The organism is Marispirochaeta aestuarii (assembly GCF_002087085.1).
Classification (GTDB): Bacteria; Spirochaetota; Spirochaetia; order JC444; family Marispirochaetaceae; genus Marispirochaeta; species Marispirochaeta aestuarii.
On sequence record NZ_MWQY01000015.1, the window covers coordinates 88,643 to 108,797 of the forward strand.

Consider the following 20,155-nt stretch of genomic DNA (forward strand, 5'->3'; position numbering starts at 1 on the left):
GCGCAGCTCTAAGTCCGGGTTTTGTCGGCAATCAGTCCGAAGGCGGCATCTATACTCAAAGCCAGCAGGGCTGTTGCCAGGGCGCCCTGAAGGACAAGGGCGGGATTAAAGCGCACCAGTCCTGCGATAATCGGGGCCCCCAGTCCGCCGGCTCCGGCCACAGCTCCGATGGCGGCGGTGCCGACATTGATGACCGCGGATATCCGTACCCCCGCAAGAATTACCGGAAGGGCCAGGGGAAACTCCACCAGGCTGAACTGCCGGATGCGATTCATCCCCACCCCCCTGGCAGCCTCCAGCACCCGTGGGGATACGCTGTCAAAGCCCTTGGTGGTATTGACCACCACAGGCAGCATGCCGTACAGAAAGAGGGCCAGCAACACCGGGGGTGCGCCGAAACCCAGGGCAGGCACAGCCAGGGCGATGACCGCCGCCGGCGGAAAGGTCTGGGCAACCCCGGAGAGGCCCGCGACGCTGCGGCGTCCTGCTCCGCTGGGCTCTAAATAAGCGAAAAGACCCAGCAGAAAACCCGCGGCCGTTGCCGCGGCGGTCGAGATGGCGGTTAGCACAAGGTGGGTACTTAGCAGCTGAAGCAGCGAAGATCGGGGGTAGATCAGCTCCTCGTTTCCGGGAAAGAGGCTTCCCAGAAGCAGCTCCTGTACCGCTGGAAAGGCGGTAAAGAGTATAAGCAGGGCGGGGAATGCGAAGACCGATACCAGCCTGGACGCTTTCATTGAGCTGAAACCCCTTCGGCTCTGGGAAGGTCGCCTTCTGAACCCGCGAGCTGTTCAATGTCCCGGAGGTTCACCTGGCCCACCAGCTGCCATTCCCGGTTCAGGACCGGTAGATTGCGGATGCCCTGGCCCATCATCCTGGAAAGGGCGGTCCTGAGGCTGGAGGTCTCGAAAACCGCAAGCTCCGCGGCGGTTACCCGGGTAACCTCCTCTGCTCCGAGCTCTTCTGCAGGTTTTCTCCCCTCAAGTTCCGCCCATCCGTTCAGGTAGCCTTCCCTGCTGACAACCCAGACATAGGCCTTGTCCCGGGCTTCCGGGGGAACCGGCTCGCCGACCCGGGCGGGATAGACCGGCTGCATGATGTCCCTGAGGGAGAAGAGAGAGAGCCGTTTGATCGCCCGGTCGGCACCGATAAAATCCCGTACAAAACGGCCTGCCGGTTTCTGCAGAATCTCCTCCGGTGCGCCGGCCTGTACGACCTTTCCGTCCCTCATGATTACCAGGTGGTCCGCCAGCCGGACAGCCTCGTCGATATCGTGGGTTACGAAGACCACAGTTTTCTGCACCTTGGACTGGATCGCCGCGAACTCATCCTGCAGGACCGAACGGTTCAGGGGGTCTACGGCGCCGAAGGGTTCGTCCATCAGCAGGATCTCCGGGTCCGCCGCCAGGGCCCTGGCAACACCCACCCGCTGGGCCTCTCCGCCGGAGAGCTCATGGGGATACTTTCCGCGGTACCCGTCGGATAGGCCGATCAGCTTCATCAGCTCCCCAAGGCGTTCGGCTTTTTTCCGGTCAGGCCATTTCAGGAGCCGTGGAACGATGAGGATGTTCTCTTCCACGGTAAAGTGGGGAAAGAGACCGATCTCCTGGATGACATAGCCGATTCCCAGGCGAAGCTGGTGGGGGGATCTGCTTAAGACCGGGCTGCCGTCAATCAGGATCTGTCCGTCATCGGGGTCGATCATTCTGTTTATCAGCTTGAGGAAGGTGGACTTGCCGCAGCCGGAAGGGCCTATTATGACGCTGATTTTGCCCGTGGGCAGTTCAATGTCCACCCCCGCAAGGGCCTGCTTTTCATCGTAGGATTTATGGATTCCTTCAAAGCGTATCATTCTCTCTCCTGAAGGGTTTCGGGGTTAACAGGTATTCCAGCAGTTTGAGTCCCTTGTCGGCCCCCACTGTTATGGCGATCAGCGGCACGACCCCCAGCAGAATCAGATCCGGCGCCGCCTGTCCAAGGCCCTGAAATACAAAATATCCAAGGCCCCCCGCTCCGATCAGGGCAGCCACGGTGGTGTTCCCGATGGCCTGAACAAAGGCGATACGCAGGCCGCCTAACAGGACCGGCAGAGCCAGAGGAAGTTCAACCAGAGAAAGGAGCCGCAGGGGACTCATCCCCATACCTCTGCCCGCCTGGACTGCTCCTGCGGGTATGACCTTGAGACCGGTATAGGTGTTACGCAGGATCGGAAGGGCAGCATATCCGCTCAGGGCGATCAGGGCGGGAAAGTTCCCCACCCCTTTTATTCCCATTTCCCGGAGAAGGGGAAAGCGCATGGAGAGCCACGATAGGGGCGCTATCATGAGGCCGAACAGGGCAAGGCTCGGCAGGGTCTGGATTATATTTGCTCCGGCGAAAGCGGGCCTGGAAAAGGCGGGAAGCCGGTGGGCGGCGATCCCTGCGGGTACGGCGACAAGGGCTGCAATGAGGGTTGCACTTCCGGCCAGGGAGAGGTGAGCCCGGACCTCGGAAAAGAAGCGTTCCTCCTTGACCGCGAACTCCCGGACCGGTCCGAAAACATCCAGAGCTCCGCTCAGAAGAAAAAACAGGGCCACTCCGAGCACCATTATAAGGCTTGAGGATGAACGCTTGAGGGAACTGCCGTAGATATACCCGGTCAGTATCCAGCCCCAAAGGCCCCAGGATCCACCCATGCGGGCGGTGGCGGCCTCCGCCGGGGGAATATGTCCGGATGACAGACTGAGAACCAGCAGGGCCGCGGCACTGATGAGCGCCGGGACGTAGAGTTCCAACCACGATAATCCGGGGCGTGCAGAAAGAAGGGTCAGCACTGCAAGGCCGACGGGAAGCAGCAGAAGGGCCGGATGTATTTCCCAGATATACACCGGAACACCCTCTGCGACCCGGTTGGGGGAATAGCCCAGAAAAGGCAGCAGTGTAAATATGCCGATAACAGCCGCGGTCAGTCCCGCGGTTATTCTTCTGCGGCCCACGTCCGGTTTATTTGAGCAGGCCGGAGTCCGCAAGCCACTCTTCTGCGACAGTCTCGGCGCTCATGCCTTCGACGGCGATTTTGGCATTGAGCTTCTGCAGGGTGACCAGGTCAAGTTTGCCGAAGACGGGGTTCAGCAGATCGGCTATTTCAGGATAGCGGTCCAGTACTTCCTTTCGGATAATCGGGGCGGGTTCGTATACCGGCTGAACCCCTCTGGAGTCTTCCATTACAACGAGCCCCAGGGCCGCCAGCTGGCCGTCGGTACCGTAGGCCATGGCAGCGTTGACGCCGCTGGTGCCCCTGCTTGCGGCCTGTTCGGTGGTTGCGGTATTGCCTCCCGACAGAATCAGCATCTGATCCTCGGAAAGGGAGAAGCCGTAGGCTTTCTCGAAGGCCGGCAGGGCATCCGGTCTGGTGGCAAACTCTTCGCTGCCGGCTATCTTGAATTTCCCACCGGAATTGATATAGTCCGCCAGATCTTCCAGGCTTTTAAGCTTGTTCGGTTCTGCGATATCCCGGCGGATAGCGATGGCCCAGGTATTGTTGGCGGGCGCGGGCTGCAGCCATACCAGATTGTTCTGTTCCAGGTCGAGTTTCTTTACCAGTTCATAACCGGCTTCCCGGTCCTTCCAGACATCAGAGGGGGTGTCGGAAAAGAAGAAACCCCCGTTCCCGGTATATTCCGGATAGATATCGATTTCCCCTGCAATAATCGCCTTGCGGACCACATCGGTGGGACCGAACTCGGTACGGTTGTCCACGGCGAAACCGTTCTCGTCCAGGACCTTCATGATCATGTTCCCCAGCAGTGCGCCTTCGGTGTCTATTTTCGAGGCAACTGTGATCGGTCCTTTGGCGGTCTGCGATTCTTCACTCCCCCCGGCGGGAAATACTGTATTGACAGCCAGGGTAATTAAAATCAATGCTGTTAACCGTTTCATCGCTATTACTCCTTTTTCTCGGTTGTCCTGGGACAGCTCCAGTCCTCCGGCTCCGTTCAGCTTCGTTTCAGGAACGGTAAAGCTGTCTCCTTGCTTGGCCTGTTTGTACTAAACATAAGAAACGTCGGAGCATTTGGCCAGAAAAAATGAAAATTCCGGTGGAGAGGTGATATTCTTGTGAATATCGATTCCATTTTACGAGGTTGATGTGAAAAAATTGTCTATTTCAGTTCTGCTGCTGTTCGTTTTTTTCTCCGGAACCGTGCTTGTGGGGCAGACCGGCCCGTCTGATACCGGCAGCGATCCGAGCCATCAGGCCCTGAGCTGGATGGTTGACGAAGTCGCAGGAATGCTTGTCCGGGAACTGGGTGGTGACGGTCCGGCGGCGGATATTCACGTGCGGGGGATCACCATGCAGGATACCCCGGTTCTGCTGGGGGACTACCTTGCAGCCTCCCTTCCAGTCAGAATGAGCAGGCGTTCCGGACACAGTATCTCAGTGTACAGTCGTCCCGGGGCGGGATTCTACAGCATATCCGGAAAGGTTTTCCGGATCGGGGATGCCCTGGATCTGTTCATCACGCTTCATGATCAGGATGGGAGGGTTGTCACCGGAAAAGAGCTGCGTCTTCCTCTTTCTCCCGGTCTTGAAGAGCTGCTGGTCCCGGCGAATTACGGGGGCGGCGGAGACCTGTACGAACCGGATTCCGGTTCGAGTCCCCTGGTATTGAGTCCGGGAGATGTTCTGGATGACAGGACCCTGGATCCGGAAGGGGACAGGGACTGGTTTGCCTTCACCCTGCCTGAAAACGCAGAGCCTTCAATTCTCACTGTCCAGAGCACCGGAGATCTCGATACCTATATCGAAGTCTACAGAAACGGAGACTTGACGGACCCAGTACTGGAAAACGACGATTCCGATGATCAGAACGCACGGGTTTCCGTGGATATAGCTCCCGGGGAGACCATAGTCATAGCCCTGAGGGGGTACGATGACTCGGAAACGGGTTCCTACAAACTTATCAGCCGCTTCGAGGAGTTCGGTCCCGATGCGAGCGAACCGAACAACCGTATGGAGGATGCCCTGTCCCTGGAAATCGGCGGCGGAGAGGAGTCTTTCCATATCTTTCCCTCCGGCGACCTGGACTGGTACAGAATACAAGTACCCCGCACCCGGGAAGAGGCGTATCTGAACATCGAAACCGGGGGGGACCTGGACACCTTTATGGAACTCTACAGCGCGGACGGGGATCTTCTTGTCTCCGACGATGACGGGGGAGGGGATGTTCAGGCCCGGATTGCCTATGGTCCTGTACACGGAAGCGAAACATTTTTTGTGAAGGTCCGGCACTACGAACAGGGCGGAACAGGGGCATACAGCCTCTCCGCCGATTTCTTTGAGCCTGCCTACGATGAGTATGAACCCGATAACGGCTGGGAAGAGGCCTCGGAGCTGGAACTCCCGGGATCCGGGGATACCCTGAGCCGGAACTACCTTTTTTCTACCCCCGGGGATTCGGACTGGGTCAGGTTCACCCTTCAAAAAGGTCAAAGACTCATTCTGAGAACCGAGGGGGCGGCGGATACCTATCTGACCCTCTACGATGAGAACCGTCGAATACTCCAGGAAAGTGACGACGACGGCGAGGAGTACAACGGCCGCATTGAGTACTCCCTTGCCCCCGGCACCTACCGGCTGGAGACCAGGCAGTATCAGGAAGATGCCCGTGAGGGTGTCGATTACCGGCTCCTGATTACCGCGGAATAGTTCTTTTCTTTTTCTTCCTGTCTGGTTATGCTGGAAACAGCAAGGAGGAGTTGTATGTCAGAACTTACCTGGGGAGTCCTCTCGGTCTCCGGACATTATCGTCAGCGTATTCAGTTGCCCCTGCGGGATTCATCCCTGGTCAAGGTGGCGGCGATTGCTTCCCGTTCCAGGGAACGCGCAGAAGCGGCTGCGGCGGAATTCGGAATACCGAAGGCCTTTGCTTCCTATGAGGACCTTCTGGCGGATCCCGAAATCCGGGCGGTGTACATTCCCCTTCCGAACAGCATGCATGCCGAATGGGTCCGTAAAGCCGCCGACGCGGGGAAGCACATCCTCTGTGAAAAGCCCTTTACCATGAACGCCGACGAGACCGCTGCTGCCGTCGAGTATGCCCGGTCCAGGGGCGTCAAGGTTATGGAGGCCTTCATGTACCGCCTGCATCCCCAGTGGAAACGGGTGCGGGACCTGGTAAAGGTCGGTGAGATAGGCGATGTGCACGGTGTAAATGTCTTTTTCTCCTACAATAACCAGGACCCTTCGAATATCCGCAACCGGAAAGAGGTCGGCGGCGGGGCCCTGTACGACATCGGCTGCTACGCCGTAAGTTCCTCCCGCTTCATCCTGGACAGGGAACCGGAAAGAGTCGTAAGCCGGATAGTCCGGGACCCCGATTTCGGCACCGACATACTGACCTCCGCCATAATGGACTTCGGCGGCCCCCGGGCCACCTTTACAGTGGGCACCCAGTCAGCCCCCTTTCAGCGGGTCGACGTCCTCGGCTCAAAAGGCAGCCTGACAGTCCACCTGCCCTTCAACATGTACCCCGACGTCCCCGCGAAAATCACCGTAACAACCAGCATCGGCAGCAGGGACATCCTGTTTCCCCCGCGGGACCAGTACGCCGAACTCTTTGAGCAGTTTTCCCTGGCAGTCCTGGAGGATCGCCCCGTCCCCACCCCTCCCCAGGACGCGGTTGAGAACCAGAAGGTACTGGATGCGATCTTCCGGTCTGCAGAAACCGGCCAATGGGAAACGGTATAGGCGTCCTGGGGAGGGTGCGAGGATGAGTGAAGCGGCGGCTGTGCCGTCGCTGAACGACAGGCCGAGCGGAGCCGGAGGACAAAGTCCGATGGCGACCGTGAAAGAGACGCGGTTGAGAACCAGAAGGTACTGGATGCGATCTTCCGATCAGCAGAAACCGGACAATGGGAAACGGTATAGGCGTCCTGGGGAGGGTGCGCGGAAGAGTGAAGCGGCGGCTGTGCCGTCGCTGAACGACAGGCCGAGCGGAGTCGGAGGACAAAGTCCGATGGCGACCGTGAAAGAGAAATGTCAGTTGTTCTTCTGCGAGCGGAGCAGGGTCGTTTTATAGATGTGTTCGTTATAGGGTTCGAGGACATGGATCTCCAGCGGTTTGTGATGGATCTCCAGCCACTCTTCCAGGTTGCTCTTCAGTTCCCGCTGGTCATAGCCCAGGCAGATTACATCGGGACCGGTTTTTTTGAGGATATGATAGCTTCCGATCTCCCTGTCCGCCGGGTAGACCTCGTCCGCCAGGTTTGAATCCCGGAGAATCTCCATGCGCTTTTCCATGGGGTCTATAGGCGGGCGGCCTTTCCGCTGCTGTACAAAGTCGTCCCTGGCGACCACGGCAATCAGGCTGTCTCCGAACTGTCGGGCCTGGGTGAGAAAATAGCGGTGTCCCTGATGAAGCAAATCAAAGGTGCCGAAAACCAGCACTCGTCTATTCACGGTTCTTCCTTTACCGGATTAATGTAGCATATTCCTGTCCATGGGGTCAAAGCCCGCAGCAAGTTCTTATAGGCAGTCAGCTTTACTATACACGCGTAAAGATATCGTCTCGGTAATATACGAAAACCTTATACCTTTATACTTGATATAAGTAAAATCTATGTGTATTATAAAGATATAGAAATTACTTATACCAAATGGATAAAACGATTGATTTCGAATGGTATAAGGTGTTCTATGAGGTGGCCCACCGGGGGAGTGTATCCGGCGCGGCGGCTGATCTTGCGGTGAGCCAGCCGGCGGTCAGTCAAAGTATCCGCAACCTTGAGCAGGCCTTCGGAACGCGGCTTTTCCATCGGCGTTCACGGGGAGTAGAGCTTACAGAAACTGGGAGGAAGCTCTACTCCTACGTGCGCGAATCCTACCGTCTTTTAAAGATGGGCGAGCGGGCCGTTCTTGAACTGCTGGATCTCTCCGCCACGAGTCTCCTTATCGGTGCACCCGAAGACCTGGGAAGCTATCTTCTAACACCTCTTCTTACGGAGTTCCGGCGGCGTTACTCCGCTGTGGCTCTTCATGCTAGAATCCGGAACAGCAGGGAAATCGTACAGGAAATACGGGAGGGGAGTCTGGAGGCCGGGTTTGTATCCCTTCCGGTGGACACGGAAGGGCTTGAAGTCAGAGAACTGATGGATGTGGAGGATGTCTTCGCAGCCAGTCCTCAGTTTGCCGAACTTAAGGATACGAAAATTTCCGCCCCGGAACTGCTGAAGTTACCCCTGGCTGCCCCCTCGGAGAAAAGCAGTCCCCGCAGTATTTTGAACAGTTTTCTGCAGCCTCCTGCGAACTGGGTTCCCGCGTATGAGACCGACGGGCCCGAGGGTATCCGCCGTTTTGTCTCCGCGGGCCTGGGTATCGGTTTTCTTCCCAGGAGCATCCTGGACCTGTCGGCTCCGGAGGAAGACCTCTTCGTGCTGAATCTTTCCGGAGAACTTCCCCTGCGGAAGGTCAGTTTCGTCTACCGCCGGGATGTTTCTCCCGGCGGAGGACTTGAACTGATGCTGGATCTCATCCGGAATTTTCAATAAGGGCACCTGAAAAACGAGTAGTATGGACTTTCAAAATTATGTGTATTACTATGTGTATAGAGGTGAGCGTGAATGAGGACAAACATTGTTCTGGACGATGAACTCGTAAGGGAAGCCTTTAAGTACTCGGATAATATAAAGACCAAGCGGGATCTGATTCAGACTGCCCTTGAGGAGTATGTAAGTATCCGTAAGCGCAAGGACCTGAGGGAGCTGCGGGGAAAGATCACTTTTCAGGAGGATTATGATTATAAGGCCATGAGGGAGGGATCGTGATCCTGGTTGATACCTCGGTACTGATTGGTTACCTCAAAGGTTCAAGGGGTAAGACTTATGATCTGCTTGATGAAATTATCGACAGGGAGATACCCTTCGGAATCAACTACTATATCTACCAGGAGTTGCTTCAGGGAGCAAAGGATGAGACGGAATATTCCCGGTTACAGGAATATCTGGGGTCTCTGCCCTTTTATCATTTAAAGGACGGAAAACTCTCTTTCGAGAAAGCTGCCCGCATGTATTTTATATGCAGAAGAAGGGGTATTACTGTCCGGAGCAGCATTGAACTGTTGATAGCGGAAACGGCTATAGAAAACGATCTGTACCTGCATCACAATGATACTGACTATATTGATATTGCCGGTATTTTCACGGAGCTGAAATTATATTCGGGCACCTCTTAGGAATTCCCGTTATAATCGTAGAGCAGCAGCAGAAACCTGAGCTCCGCAAAGGCGTCTATCAGTCTTTCCTGGGAGGCTGCCTCAGGAGCGACGCTTCCGGGTGAAGCAGTTTCCGAACGCTCGTAGCTGTCGAAAATGTTCCGGACCTGGCGGGCAAAGCTCTCAAAGCTGAACTGCTCTTCCGCGCTGCTGACCTTCTCCGGCGCCGGTTTCCGGCCGAAGAGTCCGGATAGCTTCTCAAGTTCGTCGCGGTTGAGGTCCAGGCACTCCTTGATGAATCCGGGTGAATCAAGATTCCTTAGAATCTCGATCTGGTCCGGAACTCCCAGGAGGGCGAGGTCCGCATGGCCGTAGAGACCAATTTCCTCTATTTGCCGGTGGAGTCTCTCCCTGGATTTCAGAGGAAGATGCTCATCCAGTCCGCTCAATTTACTGCGGTATGACCGGCGCAGTTCCTCCCTTTGTTCGGGAGAGAGGGGAATCCGGAGGCTCCGATAAAATCTGCTGGAGCCGGCATCGAAAAGACCATCCATACCGTCCAGAACATCCAGCTCCCGGGCAAAGAGCGGGAGTCCCCACTGCAGGGATTCGATAAAGAGGTAGCCGAAGCCTTCCTGAACGGAACTGGCGATCATCAGATCAGAGGAGCGCCCCAGGTCGGCGAAATTTACCTCTGCCTCTTCGAGTCGCCTGCCGATGCCCCAGAGCCCGGGAATCAGTCCGTCCCGGTAGGCCTTTTCCACCGCCCCGGAATAGCGCCGTTCGCTGCTTGAAACCCCCGGCAGGGTAACGATCAGATTGCAGGCTTCGTTTCTGGAGCTGGCAATCAACCGTGTCCATACTCCCGCTTCCAGAACGTTCTTGCGCCGGATAGTGCGAACGGGATAGAAAAGGTTCAGACCCCGGGGATCGTAGACCCCTGCATCCGGAAAAGCTGTCCGTAACCGTTTTTTGATACCCTCTGTGTCCGTGGGCGTTTCCCTGACATCTGTGCCGCTTTTTCGGACAGGGTTGTTGAGAAGAAAAAGGTCATCCGGGGAAATTCCTGACTGGGCCAGAAGCTGCCGGTCCCGCTCGTTTATAAGGGCATAGCGGACATTGGGGCCCTGGGGGTAGGGGTTCAGGCTTATTCCGGTGTTCAGGCGCTGGAGATTTTCGAAGCGGGCGCATTCGGGAAAGTCATGAATATGAAAAAGGAGCCGCTGATGGGGATCTTCCTGCAAAATTTCCAGAATCGCCTGGGTGAACTGGGGGTTCTTTCCCAGATGGTAGTTGTGTATCCACCAGAAACTGCCGGTAAACCTTCTCAGATGCTTCTTTATGCTCGACACCGATGGAGAAGATGCCATCCCGGTCACATATCCGATATCGGGAAGAACTGCAGTTTTTACTGTCACCCCGGTACCGGCAATTCTTGTTCTTATGGATTCTGCAACCTCTCCGGTATTCTCCGTCGTCCCTGAGACCAGGGTCATATACTCCAGTTCCGGTATATGTCGTGCCATGGCTTCCGCCGACAGGGCTATAACGCTGTTTACTCCGCCGGGGAGCAGGTGATAATGGAAGATTGTTATTCCCGTTACTCTGTTTCCCATATGCTGCCTCACAAAAGGGAGTGTTTCTCTGCTGCACTATAGTACAACCTGGGGAATTTTTATGAAAGGTCATGTTGAATAGCAATTGCCATATTTTAAATTGCTGCCTGTTGCAAAACCCCGGAAGCGGTTCTAAGCTGATAAGGACCATATATTTCAGGGAGGAAAGCGATGTCCCAGTCGATTCGAGAGCTTGTCGAGTTTATTTACGGCCCCGAAAAAGGAGAATCTGTTGTCTCCGCCCTGCTCGACAGAGTAGAAAAGCGGGTTGCCATGATCTCTGCCCCGCCGGTGCGGGGAGAAGGCCGCCTTCCCCTGAATGAGTCGGATTCCTTCATGATTACCTACGGGGATCAGTTCAGGCGGCAGGACAGGCTTCCCCTTGAATGCCTGAAGGATTTTGCAGAGGAGAAACTCTCCGGCTTTCTGTCAGGGATCCACATCCTGCCCTTCTTTCCCTACACCTCCGACGACGGTTTCTCCATCTCCGATTACGAAAAGGTGCATCCCGACTGGGGCAGCTGGGAACAGGTATCGGGAATCGGTTCATCCTTCAAGCTTATGTCCGATCTTGTTCTGAATCACTGTTCCGTATCTCATCGCTGGTTCAGGGGATTCCTGGAGGACGATCCCCGGTACCGGGATTTCTTTATCAGCGTCGACCCGGATACAGACCTCTCCATGATTGTACGTCCCAGGGCCCTGCCGCTTCTGACTCCCTTTGAGACCGCCACGGGGACAAAACACGTATGGACTACATTTTCCGCTGATCAGGTGGACCTGAACTTTGCCTGCCCGGATGTTCTTATCGAGATGATCGATGTCTTCCTGTTTCATGTGCAGATGGGGGTCCAGGTTATCCGCCTGGATGCCATCGCCTACCTGTGGAAGGAAATCGGACACCCCGGCATCCATCATCCCAAAACCCATGCCATGGTGCGCCTCTTCCGCGCCATTGTCGAGAGGTACGTACCCTGGGTCATTATCCTTACCGAAACCAACGTTCCCCATCGGGAGAACATCTCCTACTTCGGCAGCGGGGACGACGAAGCCCACATGATCTACCAGTTCAGCCTGCCCCCCCTTACCCTGGATGCATTTCTGCGGGAGGACGCGGGGCACCTCAGGGACTGGGCCGCCACCCTGCCGCCGGTGGACGGAAAGACCACCTACTTCAACTTCCTCGCCTCCCACGACGGGGTGGGGGTTACCCCGGCCTACGGGATTCTGAGGGACGAGGAGCTTAGCGGACTGATCCGGAGCGTGGAGGAGAGGGGCGGACTGGTCTCCTACAAGGCGGTCAAGGGGGGTAAGGTCCCCTATGAACTGAATATAAATTACCGTGACGCAGTCGCAGGGGACCAGGCGGAACCTCAAAAGATCGCCGCGAAATTCCTGGCGGCCCAGTCCCTGCTTCTGGCCATGCCAGGGGTTCCGGGTATCTACGTCCACAGCCTCATCGGTTCAGGCAACTGGACCGAGGGTGTCCGGCAGACCGGAATGAACCGGACCATAAACCGGCAGAAGCTGCAGCTCGACGAGGTTCTGGCGGAGCTTTCCGCCCCGTCCTCATTGCGGGCCCTGATATTCACGGGATATACCGGGATGCTGAGAATCCGGGGGGAGAAAAAAGCCTTTCATCCGGCTTCTCCCTTCAAGGTGCTGAAAGCGGAGGGCCCTGTCTTTGCCCTTCTTCGGGGAGATATACAACGGGGCAGGGTGCTCTGTCTGGTAAATGCAGGCTCCCGCCGGGCGTACTGGAAGGTGGATCCCGCAGCGGAGCTCTCCGGTGAACTGACCGATTGTCTCGGGGGACAGCATTTTAACGGGGCTTCCGACGGTATAGACCTCGAGCCCTTTCAGGTCCTCTGGCTGGAACCCCTGAGTCAGCCTTGATCAGGCAGAGGAGGTTCAGGCGCCGAAAAAGGTTTTCAGCAGAAAATGGAGGGCCTCTTCGGCCATCTCGTAGGAGTAGTACTTCCGGGCGATGGCGTAGTTTTTATCCGCCATGCGGCCGACCCGGTCGGGATCGTCCAGAATCTCCCGGGTAAGGGCTACGATCCGGTCCGACAGGTATTCGTCCATTTCTATAACCTCAAAGCCCTTGGGTTTGATGTCGTGGGAGTAGATTGAATAGTTATTCACCATGATGGGCCGCCGGAAATAGATGGCCTCCAGAAAGGCGTTGCCGAAACCTTCGAATATGGAGGGGTAGGTAACCAGGTCCGCAAAGGGATACACGTCGTAGAGGGTGTAGGTCTTCCGGCCGTCGGCGGTATATTCGCGTTTTTCCCGGATAAGGTCGTCCACGAAAATGGCTCGAATTTTCATGAGGTCGGCGTAGTCGTGGACCCGCTGCTGATACTCGTAGCCCTCGTCGCCGGAGGCGTGGGAGATAACCAGGGCGGCCTTGCGTCCAAGCCGTGCCACCAGCTCGATGGCGTGTTCGATGCCCTTGCGCTGTACTACCCTGGTGGGCTGAAGAATCAGCAGTTCGTCATCATCGATGGCGAAGACCTTCCGGACATCCCGGTTCCAGTCATCGATCCCCGGTGCCGGAGTGGCGTAATCCATCACGTTCGGAATCAGGGTGGAGTTTATGCCGGTCCTCAGGGCCAGCTGGTTCTGGGCGGATGAATTGATGACCACGTGCTGAATGCTGTTCAGGTGCGGTGGGTAACAGGCGTTGAAGTAGTCCCAGACACAGTTGCGCAGAAAGCGCTTGCGTTCCCAGAAAAAATCATGGTGATGGGCAATGGTGGGAATTCCGGTCTCGGCGATGGTCTCGGTAATTGCCATTCCCAGGGGAATATTGAGGGGAATGGTCAGGGTGTTTTCCGGAACCAGCACATCCAGGGAAAACTTGCCGATAAAGGCGGCGATCTCTTCCTTGAGACGCTCCCGGTACATATGGAGCTTCTTGGTCAGCTTCGGCGGACGAAACTGATTATTGAAGCATTCCTGGTATATCTCCTTGATTTCGCCGGTCTGAAAATGTGCCTCCGGGGCAATAAAGGAGACTGCCGGAGGGGTATCGAGTTCTCCCGCCATAAAGAAGCAGCGGTGCCCCATGCGTTCCAGAATATGGGCCCATTTCTTGGTTTCCAGGGAGACTCCGTCGGTGCCGGATATCCTGAAAGACATAAAACCGATGTTTTTTCCCATAGATCCTTCGCCCTGCCTGCCTGTTTTATTCCCCGGCGGCGATAACTATTTCGACCCGCCGGTTGAGGTATTGTTCTTCAGTCTGCATCGTTACAGGTTCCCTGGCTCCGATTCCGCGGACATGGGCTGGCTGAACATCGATTCCGTTCTGCCGCAGGTAATCGGCGACCCCTTCTGCACGAAGCTCGGAAAGCTCCTGTCTGCCTTTTTCCGTTCCGTGGGGGGCGCAGTGGCCGGTTATGGTAATTTCAGCCTCCCTGTATCGCCGCAGTTCCGGGAGCAGCCTGTCCAGGGCGGCCCGTGTTTCAGCTGTAAGGACGGCACTGTCGGGGGTAAAGTAGAGCACCTGTTCAAGAGGACTCGGCGGAACAGCAGGGGCTTGACCTGTCTCTTCCTTCACAGTCGTTTCCACGGTTTCCCGATCTTCAGCCGCAGGGCTTGATACCCGGGGAGGAGTCTGTTCCTCTACAGCGGGGGCGGCCGGGACAGTCTGTCTTGACGGTGGTGGAGCGGGCGCCGGAGAAGTCGTCTCCCTCCTGACAGCCGGGGTCCGGGAAACCTCTGCTGTCGACAATGAGTTCGAGCTGGTCTGCAGCCGGGTAAAGAGGAAATAGCCGCCCAGCCCCAGAAGCAGGGCAAACACCAGGATTAACAGAAACAGCAGAAGCCTGCGTCCGGCTCCGGGGAGTCGTATGCGGTCGGTGATTACCTGTTTCCCGTTCAGGCTGAGTTCCACGTCTACCCTGCGGTACCCGCTTTTCTGGGTGCTGAGTCCGATTTTCGGTACCCCCGCTTTGGCTTTCGGGATCGGCTTGATGGTGTACTGCTTCAGTCGCAGGTCCAGGCCCGCGGCATCCCGGGTATAGAGGGTGACGACGGCGGTACGCTGATAGTCCTGAATAGTAGTGAGATTCAACTCCCGAAAACTGTCCTTATCGAGATCAAAGAACGGGATCAGACTTTTGTTTTCAATTTGCACATAGATTTTTTGATCCACACTTCATATTGTATGCGCTATCCGGCTCAGGTCAAGTCTAATTCCCCTCCATATAATCAGAAGGCAAAGACTGCAGATTTTGTCTCTTGTTCCGATAATGAATGTAGGAATCTTTTTAAAGAGGGGTTTTAGGGTTTCGCTGCTGATTCCAGGGAAATCTTACAGGCTTACCAGAGACAGGAGGCCCATATTCTTTTTTCAGGGGTTATCTTAAAAATTATCGAGGAAATCTCCGACGGTTTTCTGATCATGGATCAGAACAGGGATATCCTGTTTTTCAACGAGGTCCTGCTGACCAGGACGGGCTGGCGGAGTATGGATATCTTTACCCGCAGGGAGGAGTTCCTCTCCTATCTGGATATCAAACCCGGCGACGAGATGAAAAAACGGATAGAAATTCCTGATGCCGACGGAGAATCCCGTTTTTTCCTGCTTAACTCCTTTTTCGTGCAGTCCCAGGAGGGCGGGTATACCCTGGTCAGCCTTGTGCAGGTGGAAGCCGGGGATGTGGATGATGCGGAGGGGTATCGGGAACGCTATGATCTTCTGTTCAACAACATCGAGGAAGCCTTTTTTACCACCGATCTGAAAGGCCATATTCTTTCGGTTAACCCAAGTTTTTGTGATTTCTTCGGATACTCCCTGGATCTGGTACCGGAGACAATAGACAAGCTGTACGCTTCACGGGAGAGCCTGGAAGAGAAGATTGACTGCCTGCAGACCTATTCCCTGTGCCGGGATTTTGACACCGCCGTACTCTGTGCCGATGGTGCCCATAAGCGGGTCCTGGATACCTCCTGGGTGAACTGCAGTCCCGAAGGGCAGCCCGAAGGCTATACCACTCATCTGAAGGATGTCTCCTATCTGAAGAATATTGAATCGAGGTTGATGATCTCGGAAAAGAACTTCACCACCCTCTTCGAGACCATCCTTTCTTCCATCGTTATTGTCGATCCCCTGGGGATGATCCTCAACATGAACTCCGCCGCCGAAAAGGCCTACGGCTACTCCTGGGAAGAAATTTTCGGCGAGCATTTTGACGCTGTATTCAGGGCAAACAAGAAGTCCCCCTCGTTTTCCAAGCTGGCTTCCATCGTGGACCGCAACGACGGCCACTACATTGATCCCGAAGCTGTACGCAAGTGCCGGGACGGAGAGATCAAATATACCTATGCTTCCTATTCGGCCATAAAGGATTCAACCGGGGAGCTGGTGGCCTATTCGGTTGTTGAAAAAGACCTGACCGAACGGATGAACCTGGAGAAGAAGCTCAAGGAAACCATCACCAACCTGAAAAAAACACAGTCCGCTGCTATTATGGGCTTTGCAAAACTTACCGAATACAGGGACAAGAGTACCGGAAAGCACCTTGAACGGATCCGGGAATATACCAGGGTCCTGGCTGCAAAACTCCGGGACCTGCCCCAGTACCGGGATTACATCACCGATGAGTACCTGGAGGATATCTACATATCCGCGATTCTGCATGATGTGGGAAAGGTGGGTATCGAAGACCAGATCCTTCTGAAAAACGGACCGCTCTCCGAGGATGAGTTCGAGAAGATCCGGGAGCATGTGGTGCTCGGAGGCGAGGCTCTGCGGGATGTGGAGCGACAGATGCAGCAGGAGTCCTTTCTGACCATAGGAAAGGAGATCGCCTATTACCACCATGAGCGCTGGGACGGAAAGGGCTACCCCGAAGGCAAGAAAGGACAGGAGATTCCTCTTTCCGCCCGTATCGTTGCCCTGGTGGATGTCTATGATGCCCTGACCAGCCGTCGCCCCTACAAGGATGCCCTGGCCCACGAGGAGGCTGTGGAGATGATCCGTCAGGAGCGGGGCAAGCATTTCGATCCCCAGATTGTCGATATCTTCGTGGAAAACCAGGAGGTTTTCCAGCGGATCAGACGCTTTGTCGAGTTTGAGGAAAACCCTGAATCGATCCATGATCTTCTGCAGCGGTCCAACGGGGAAGAGTCAAAGCTTGACGAAGTAAGATGAGGATGCTACTGTCCGAAAAATTCCCATTGCTTTGAAGAAGGAAGTTCCCCCATGAGCACAGAGGGTAAAAGCTTTTTCCGCCAGCTGGAAGAACGTATTGCCTCCTCGGCATCTTTGTTGTGTGTCGGTCTTGATCCCAGAGTCGCCCCGGGAGAAGGCGCTGCACGAAAAATCCTGGAAGAAAACCGGCGCCTCATCGAAGCTACAGCTGAGTACACCGCCTGTTACAAGCCCAATATAGCTTTTTATGAAGCTCATGGCGCAGAGGGAATAGAGGCGCTGGAAGAGACCCTCTCCATTGTTCCGAAGGAGATCCCGGTAATCCTGGATGCCAAGCGGGGAGATATCGGCGCCACCGCGGAAGCCTATGCGAACCTTGTTTTTGACAGGCTCGATGCCGGGGCGGTTACCTTGAGCCCCTACATGGGTAAAAGCTCCGCTGAACCCTTTCTGAACTACCCCGGCAGAGGCTTCTTCTTTCTCTGCCGTACCTCGAATCCCGGAGCCGACAGGCTGCAGGAATTGAGGGTCGGGAGTTCCGGAGGAGACCCTCTTTTTATAAAAATCGCAGATGAAGTAAGCGGATGGTCCGCTGACGCCGGTATTGTCGTCGCGGGGAATGATCCCGCCAGCCTTGCCGCAGTGCGCCGCCGCTTTCCGGAAATATGGATCCTGGCCCCGGGAATCGGCGCCCAGGGAGGAAGTGTGGAAGAAGCGGTGGCCGCCGGCCTGGCCCGGAGCGGTTCCCGGCTGCTCCCCGTTGTCGCCAGGGGCGTATCGGGAGCAAAGGATCCTGCCGCCGCGGCCAGAAAGTTCCGGGATGACATCAACCGTGCCCGGGAAAAAGTCCTGAAGAACGGTGTAGGCTCCAAGGCGCCTGTCAGGGCCAGGGATTATCGCAAGGAGGAGATCTTTCAGGGACTGGTGGATACCGGGTGTTTCCGCCTGGGGAGTTTCACCCTGAAATCCGGCATTGTCTCTCCTTTCTATCTCGATCTGCGCCGTATATCCTCATCTCCCAGGCTCATGCGCCAGGTCGCCCGGGCCTACGCCTCCATTCTTCCCGACCGAAAGGACCAGAAAATCCAGCGCCTTGCCGGTATCCCCGTAGCGGCTCTGCCCTTTTCAACGGCGATCTCCCTGGAAACGGACATCCCGATGGTCTATCCGCGCATGAATGCCAAGGGCCACGGCACCGGCAATACCGTGGAGGGAGGATTCGTTCCCGGCGAACGGGTTGTTCTGGTGGACGATCTTATCACCACAGGCAAGAGTAAAATAGAAGCGGCGGATATCCTGCGAAAGGAAGGGCTGCTGGTGGAAGACCTGGTGGTCCTGCTCGAACGGGGCAGACAGGGCAGAAAAGACATGGAACAGAAGGGTATCCGGCTGCATGCCTATGCCCAGGCGGAGGAGCTGTTTCAGTATCTCCTTGACAGGGGTATTATCGGTGAAGAAAAGCATGCCGAGCTCGTGGCTTTCATAGCCGATTAGGCGGTGGAATATGGGAAACTTTCTTGCCCTGGCGGGACAGATCTTTTTCTCTCCCCTGAAAATCGGAGACATCGAGTTTCCCTTTTCCCTGATGAAGGTTACCATCGAGCTCCTGCTTCCCATTCTGCTGATTGTTATTGTCTACAGACTGATTCTTCTCTCCGCCGTCCGCCTTCTGCGCCGGACCTCCCTGGAGGAGGCGGGCAGGAATAAGATCCGGCGTTTTCTGCGTCTGGGCTTCGGTGCCCTCGCTCTGCTGGGAATCACGGCCCTGGTGCTTCGTCTTCTGGGAGCGGAAATCGCGAAGTACGGGGAGGCTCTCTACAGGATTGTCAGCGCCCCCTTCTTCGAATCCGGGGGAACCAAAATATCCCTCCTGACCCTGCTCCTGCTGATTCCGGTATTCTATCTTTCCGGGAAGATGGGGCAGCTTACCCGGAGTTTTACCGACAGGCACCTTTTTTCCCGGGTAGGTCTGGATGAATCGAAGAAATTCTCCTTCTCCAACCTGCTGCGCTATACCGTCATGGTGCTTACCGTGGTGGTGGGGCTGACGATTATCGGTATTGACCTGTCCGCCCTGGCGGTAATGTTCGGTGTCCTCGGTATCGGTCTCGGTTTCGGACTCCAGTCCGTGGTTGCCAACATGTTCGCCGGCCTCGTTATCATTTTTTCCCGGCCCATCAAGGAGGGCGACCGGGTCCTGGTGGGGGAGTACGAAGGTACGGTTACCAATATCAGGCTGATATCGACGACCATAAATACCATCTCCTACGAAACAATAATCGTGCCCAACCGGCTTATCATCGACGATACGGTCTATAACTACTCCTATGACGATAGAAGAATTATCCTGCGAAATCCCGTGCAGGTCAGCTACGATACCGATCTGGACCAGGCCATCGAGGTCATGCGGGAGGTGGGCAGAAGAAACCCCTTCGCTCTGACGGTTCCGGAGGCGGACGTTCGGGTCAGTTCTTTTGATGATTCCGGGATTACCCTTATCCTTCTGACCTGGCTCGGCGATGTGAGCGACAAGTATTCTGCCTCCTCCTGGAATAATCTGGAGATATGGCGGAGTTTCCGGGACGAGGGAATCGAGATACCTTTTCCACAGCGGGATCTGCATCTGAGAAGCGGGATGGAACCCATGGTCAGAGAGCTGCGGGAGTTGAGAAAATCACTATCCGAAAAGTCTTAAACCTTGACCGGATTTGCCTCTACAATGTCCTTGATACTTATATTACTGAAATACTCTTTTAAATGATCCGAAGCCTTCACCCAGACTGAATGCGTAATGCATCCGGGATGGTTGCAGGGATTCGTTCCTTCCACGGCACAGGGAGCGAGGTTCATGCCTTCTCCCACGGCATCGAAGATTTCAGTAATGGAGATCTCCTCCGGAGGCCTGTTCAGGCTGAAACCGCCTCCCGGACCGCGGGTCGAGTTGATAAGTCCGGCCTTGCGAAGCTTGTAGAAGATCTGCTCCAGAAACTCCGGGGACAGGTCCTCCATTTCCGCCAGTTCGCGAATCGATATCGGTTTATCTGTGTAGTTGGCCGCCAGCTGTGATACAGCCCGCAGGGCGTATCGTCCCTTGGTTGTAATCCTCATCTCATCTTTACCTCGTTACTAATATATCCCTAAAGTGAGCGATTCCGAATAGAAATGAACTCCGCCAGCGGTTTTACCCTAGC

At 55.7% G+C, this 20,155-nt stretch carries 18 protein-coding genes; 9 read left to right on the forward strand and 9 right to left on the reverse strand.

Going from position 1 to position 20,155, the window contains the following annotated elements:
* Positions 1-8 precede the first annotated feature (8 nt).
* From B4O97_RS13835 to osmF, 4 genes are read right to left on the reverse strand one after another with little or no spacing between them, the layout of a single operon-like run.
* Positions 9-734 carry an ABC transporter permease gene (locus B4O97_RS13835; RefSeq protein ID WP_083051682.1) on the reverse strand — a complete coding sequence of 242 codons (726 nt, stop codon included), beginning with the start codon at positions 732-734 and terminating at the stop codon, positions 9-11.
* A complete protein-coding gene (locus tag B4O97_RS13840; RefSeq protein ID WP_083051684.1) occupies positions 731-1,849 on the reverse strand; it encodes an ABC transporter ATP-binding protein in 1,119 nt (372 codons plus the stop codon). Before B4O97_RS13840 ends, B4O97_RS13835 begins: the two co-directional genes overlap by 4 nt.
* On the reverse strand, positions 1,836-2,972 hold the full coding sequence (locus B4O97_RS13845; protein WP_143305712.1) for an ABC transporter permease: 1,137 nt from the start codon (positions 2,970-2,972) through the stop codon (positions 1,836-1,838). Before B4O97_RS13845 ends, B4O97_RS13840 begins: the two co-directional genes overlap by 14 nt.
* A gap of 7 nt (positions 2,973-2,979) precedes the next feature.
* A complete protein-coding gene (osmF, locus tag B4O97_RS13850) occupies positions 2,980-3,915 on the reverse strand; it encodes a glycine betaine ABC transporter substrate-binding protein OsmF (protein ID WP_083051687.1) in 936 nt (311 codons plus the stop codon).
* Positions 3,916-4,123: 208 nt separating this feature from the next.
* Here osmF and B4O97_RS13855 point away from each other — a divergent pair, with 208 nt between their 5' ends.
* Entirely contained in the window at positions 4,124-5,683 is a 1,560-nt protein-coding gene (locus B4O97_RS13855; protein WP_143305714.1) for a pre-peptidase C-terminal domain-containing protein, read from the forward strand.
* 54 nt (positions 5,684-5,737) lie between these two features.
* Positions 5,738-6,724, forward strand: coding sequence for a Gfo/Idh/MocA family protein (locus B4O97_RS13860; RefSeq protein ID WP_083051690.1), 987 nt, complete (start codon positions 5,738-5,740; stop codon positions 6,722-6,724).
* A gap of 291 nt (positions 6,725-7,015) precedes the next feature.
* On the opposite strand, the gene B4O97_RS13865 is transcribed toward B4O97_RS13860, so the two are convergent.
* On the reverse strand, positions 7,016-7,435 hold the full coding sequence (locus B4O97_RS13865) for an adenylyltransferase/cytidyltransferase family protein (protein WP_083051691.1): 420 nt from the start codon (positions 7,433-7,435) through the stop codon (positions 7,016-7,018).
* Between the two features lie 197 nt (positions 7,436-7,632).
* Between B4O97_RS13865 and B4O97_RS13870 the strand changes: the two genes are divergently transcribed.
* From B4O97_RS13870 to vapC, 3 genes are all read left to right on the forward strand, one after another.
* On the forward strand, positions 7,633-8,523 hold the full coding sequence (locus tag B4O97_RS13870; protein ID WP_083051693.1) for a LysR family transcriptional regulator: 891 nt from the start codon (positions 7,633-7,635) through the stop codon (positions 8,521-8,523).
* A gap of 72 nt (positions 8,524-8,595) precedes the next feature.
* Entirely contained in the window at positions 8,596-8,799 is a 204-nt protein-coding gene (locus tag B4O97_RS13875; RefSeq protein WP_083051694.1) for a type II toxin-antitoxin system VapB family antitoxin, read from the forward strand.
* On the forward strand, positions 8,796-9,206 hold the full coding sequence (gene vapC, locus B4O97_RS13880; protein ID WP_083051696.1) for a type II toxin-antitoxin system VapC family toxin: 411 nt from the start codon (positions 8,796-8,798) through the stop codon (positions 9,204-9,206). Before B4O97_RS13875 ends, vapC begins: the two co-directional genes overlap by 4 nt.
* Here vapC and B4O97_RS13885 read toward each other — a convergent pair.
* Complete coding sequence (locus B4O97_RS13885; RefSeq protein WP_083051697.1) at positions 9,203-10,801, reverse strand: glycosyltransferase family protein; 1,599 nt, start codon at positions 10,799-10,801, stop codon at positions 9,203-9,205. The genes vapC and B4O97_RS13885 overlap by 4 nt on opposite strands.
* 171 nt (positions 10,802-10,972) lie before the next feature.
* On the opposite strand from B4O97_RS13885, the gene B4O97_RS13890 reads away from it, so the two are divergent.
* A complete protein-coding gene (locus tag B4O97_RS13890; RefSeq protein ID WP_083051699.1) occupies positions 10,973-12,697 on the forward strand; it encodes a sugar phosphorylase in 1,725 nt (574 codons plus the stop codon).
* Between the two features lie 15 nt (positions 12,698-12,712).
* Here the strand turns inward: B4O97_RS13890 and B4O97_RS13895 are convergent, their stop codons facing one another.
* Together B4O97_RS13895 and B4O97_RS13900 are read right to left on the reverse strand one after the other, a co-directional pair.
* A complete protein-coding gene (locus B4O97_RS13895; protein ID WP_083051700.1) occupies positions 12,713-13,966 on the reverse strand; it encodes a glycosyltransferase family 4 protein in 1,254 nt (417 codons plus the stop codon).
* A 25-nt stretch (positions 13,967-13,991) separates the two neighbouring features.
* On the reverse strand, positions 13,992-14,945 hold the full coding sequence (locus B4O97_RS13900) for an OmpA family protein (protein ID WP_158084302.1): 954 nt from the start codon (positions 14,943-14,945) through the stop codon (positions 13,992-13,994).
* 267 nt (positions 14,946-15,212) lie between these two features.
* On the opposite strand from B4O97_RS13900, the gene B4O97_RS13905 reads away from it, so the two are divergent.
* Genes B4O97_RS13905 through B4O97_RS13915 form a run of 3 tightly spaced genes read left to right on the forward strand, consistent with a single transcriptional unit; the run spans position 15,213 to position 19,659 of the window.
* Complete coding sequence (locus B4O97_RS13905; protein ID WP_083051703.1) at positions 15,213-16,964, forward strand: HD domain-containing phosphohydrolase; 1,752 nt, start codon at positions 15,213-15,215, stop codon at positions 16,962-16,964.
* 51 nt (positions 16,965-17,015) lie between these two features.
* Positions 17,016-18,458, forward strand: a complete 1,443-nt coding sequence (gene pyrF / locus B4O97_RS13910) for an orotidine-5'-phosphate decarboxylase (RefSeq protein WP_083051705.1) — start codon at positions 17,016-17,018, stop codon at positions 18,456-18,458.
* 10 nt (positions 18,459-18,468) lie between these two features.
* Complete coding sequence (locus B4O97_RS13915) at positions 18,469-19,659, forward strand: mechanosensitive ion channel family protein (protein ID WP_083051706.1); 1,191 nt, start codon at positions 18,469-18,471, stop codon at positions 19,657-19,659.
* On the opposite strand, the gene B4O97_RS13920 is transcribed toward B4O97_RS13915, so the two are convergent.
* Positions 19,656-20,072, reverse strand: coding sequence for an RrF2 family transcriptional regulator (locus tag B4O97_RS13920; protein ID WP_083051708.1), 417 nt, complete (start codon positions 20,070-20,072; stop codon positions 19,656-19,658). The two genes, B4O97_RS13915 and B4O97_RS13920, sit on opposite strands and share 4 nt — an antisense overlap.
* Positions 20,073-20,155: the final 83 nt, after the last annotated feature.

Coding starts and splice junctions, on each gene's coding strand:
- osmF (WP_083051687.1), bottom strand. CDS start 3,915: ATGAAACGGTTAACAGCATTGATTTTAATTACCCTGGCTGTCAATACA.
- B4O97_RS13905 (WP_083051703.1), top strand. CDS start 15,213: ATGGATCAGAACAGGGATATCCTGTTTTTCAACGAGGTCCTGCTGACC.
- B4O97_RS13875 (WP_083051694.1), top strand. CDS start 8,596: ATGAGGACAAACATTGTTCTGGACGATGAACTCGTAAGGGAAGCCTTT.
- B4O97_RS13920 (WP_083051708.1), bottom strand. CDS start 20,072: ATGAGGATTACAACCAAGGGACGATACGCCCTGCGGGCTGTATCACAG.
- B4O97_RS13860 (WP_083051690.1), top strand. CDS start 5,738: ATGTCAGAACTTACCTGGGGAGTCCTCTCGGTCTCCGGACATTATCGT.
- B4O97_RS13835 (WP_083051682.1), bottom strand. CDS start 734: ATGAAAGCGTCCAGGCTGGTATCGGTCTTCGCATTCCCCGCCCTGCTT.
- B4O97_RS13885 (WP_083051697.1), bottom strand. CDS start 10,801: ATGGGAAACAGAGTAACGGGAATAACAATCTTCCATTATCACCTGCTC.
- B4O97_RS13870 (WP_083051693.1), top strand. CDS start 7,633: ATGGATAAAACGATTGATTTCGAATGGTATAAGGTGTTCTATGAGGTG.
- B4O97_RS13895 (WP_083051700.1), bottom strand. CDS start 13,966: ATGGGAAAAAACATCGGTTTTATGTCTTTCAGGATATCCGGCACCGAC.
- B4O97_RS13840 (WP_083051684.1), bottom strand. CDS start 1,849: ATGATACGCTTTGAAGGAATCCATAAATCCTACGATGAAAAGCAGGCC.
- pyrF (WP_083051705.1), top strand. CDS start 17,016: ATGAGCACAGAGGGTAAAAGCTTTTTCCGCCAGCTGGAAGAACGTATT.
- B4O97_RS13890 (WP_083051699.1), top strand. CDS start 10,973: ATGTCCCAGTCGATTCGAGAGCTTGTCGAGTTTATTTACGGCCCCGAA.
- B4O97_RS13915 (WP_083051706.1), top strand. CDS start 18,469: ATGGGAAACTTTCTTGCCCTGGCGGGACAGATCTTTTTCTCTCCCCTG.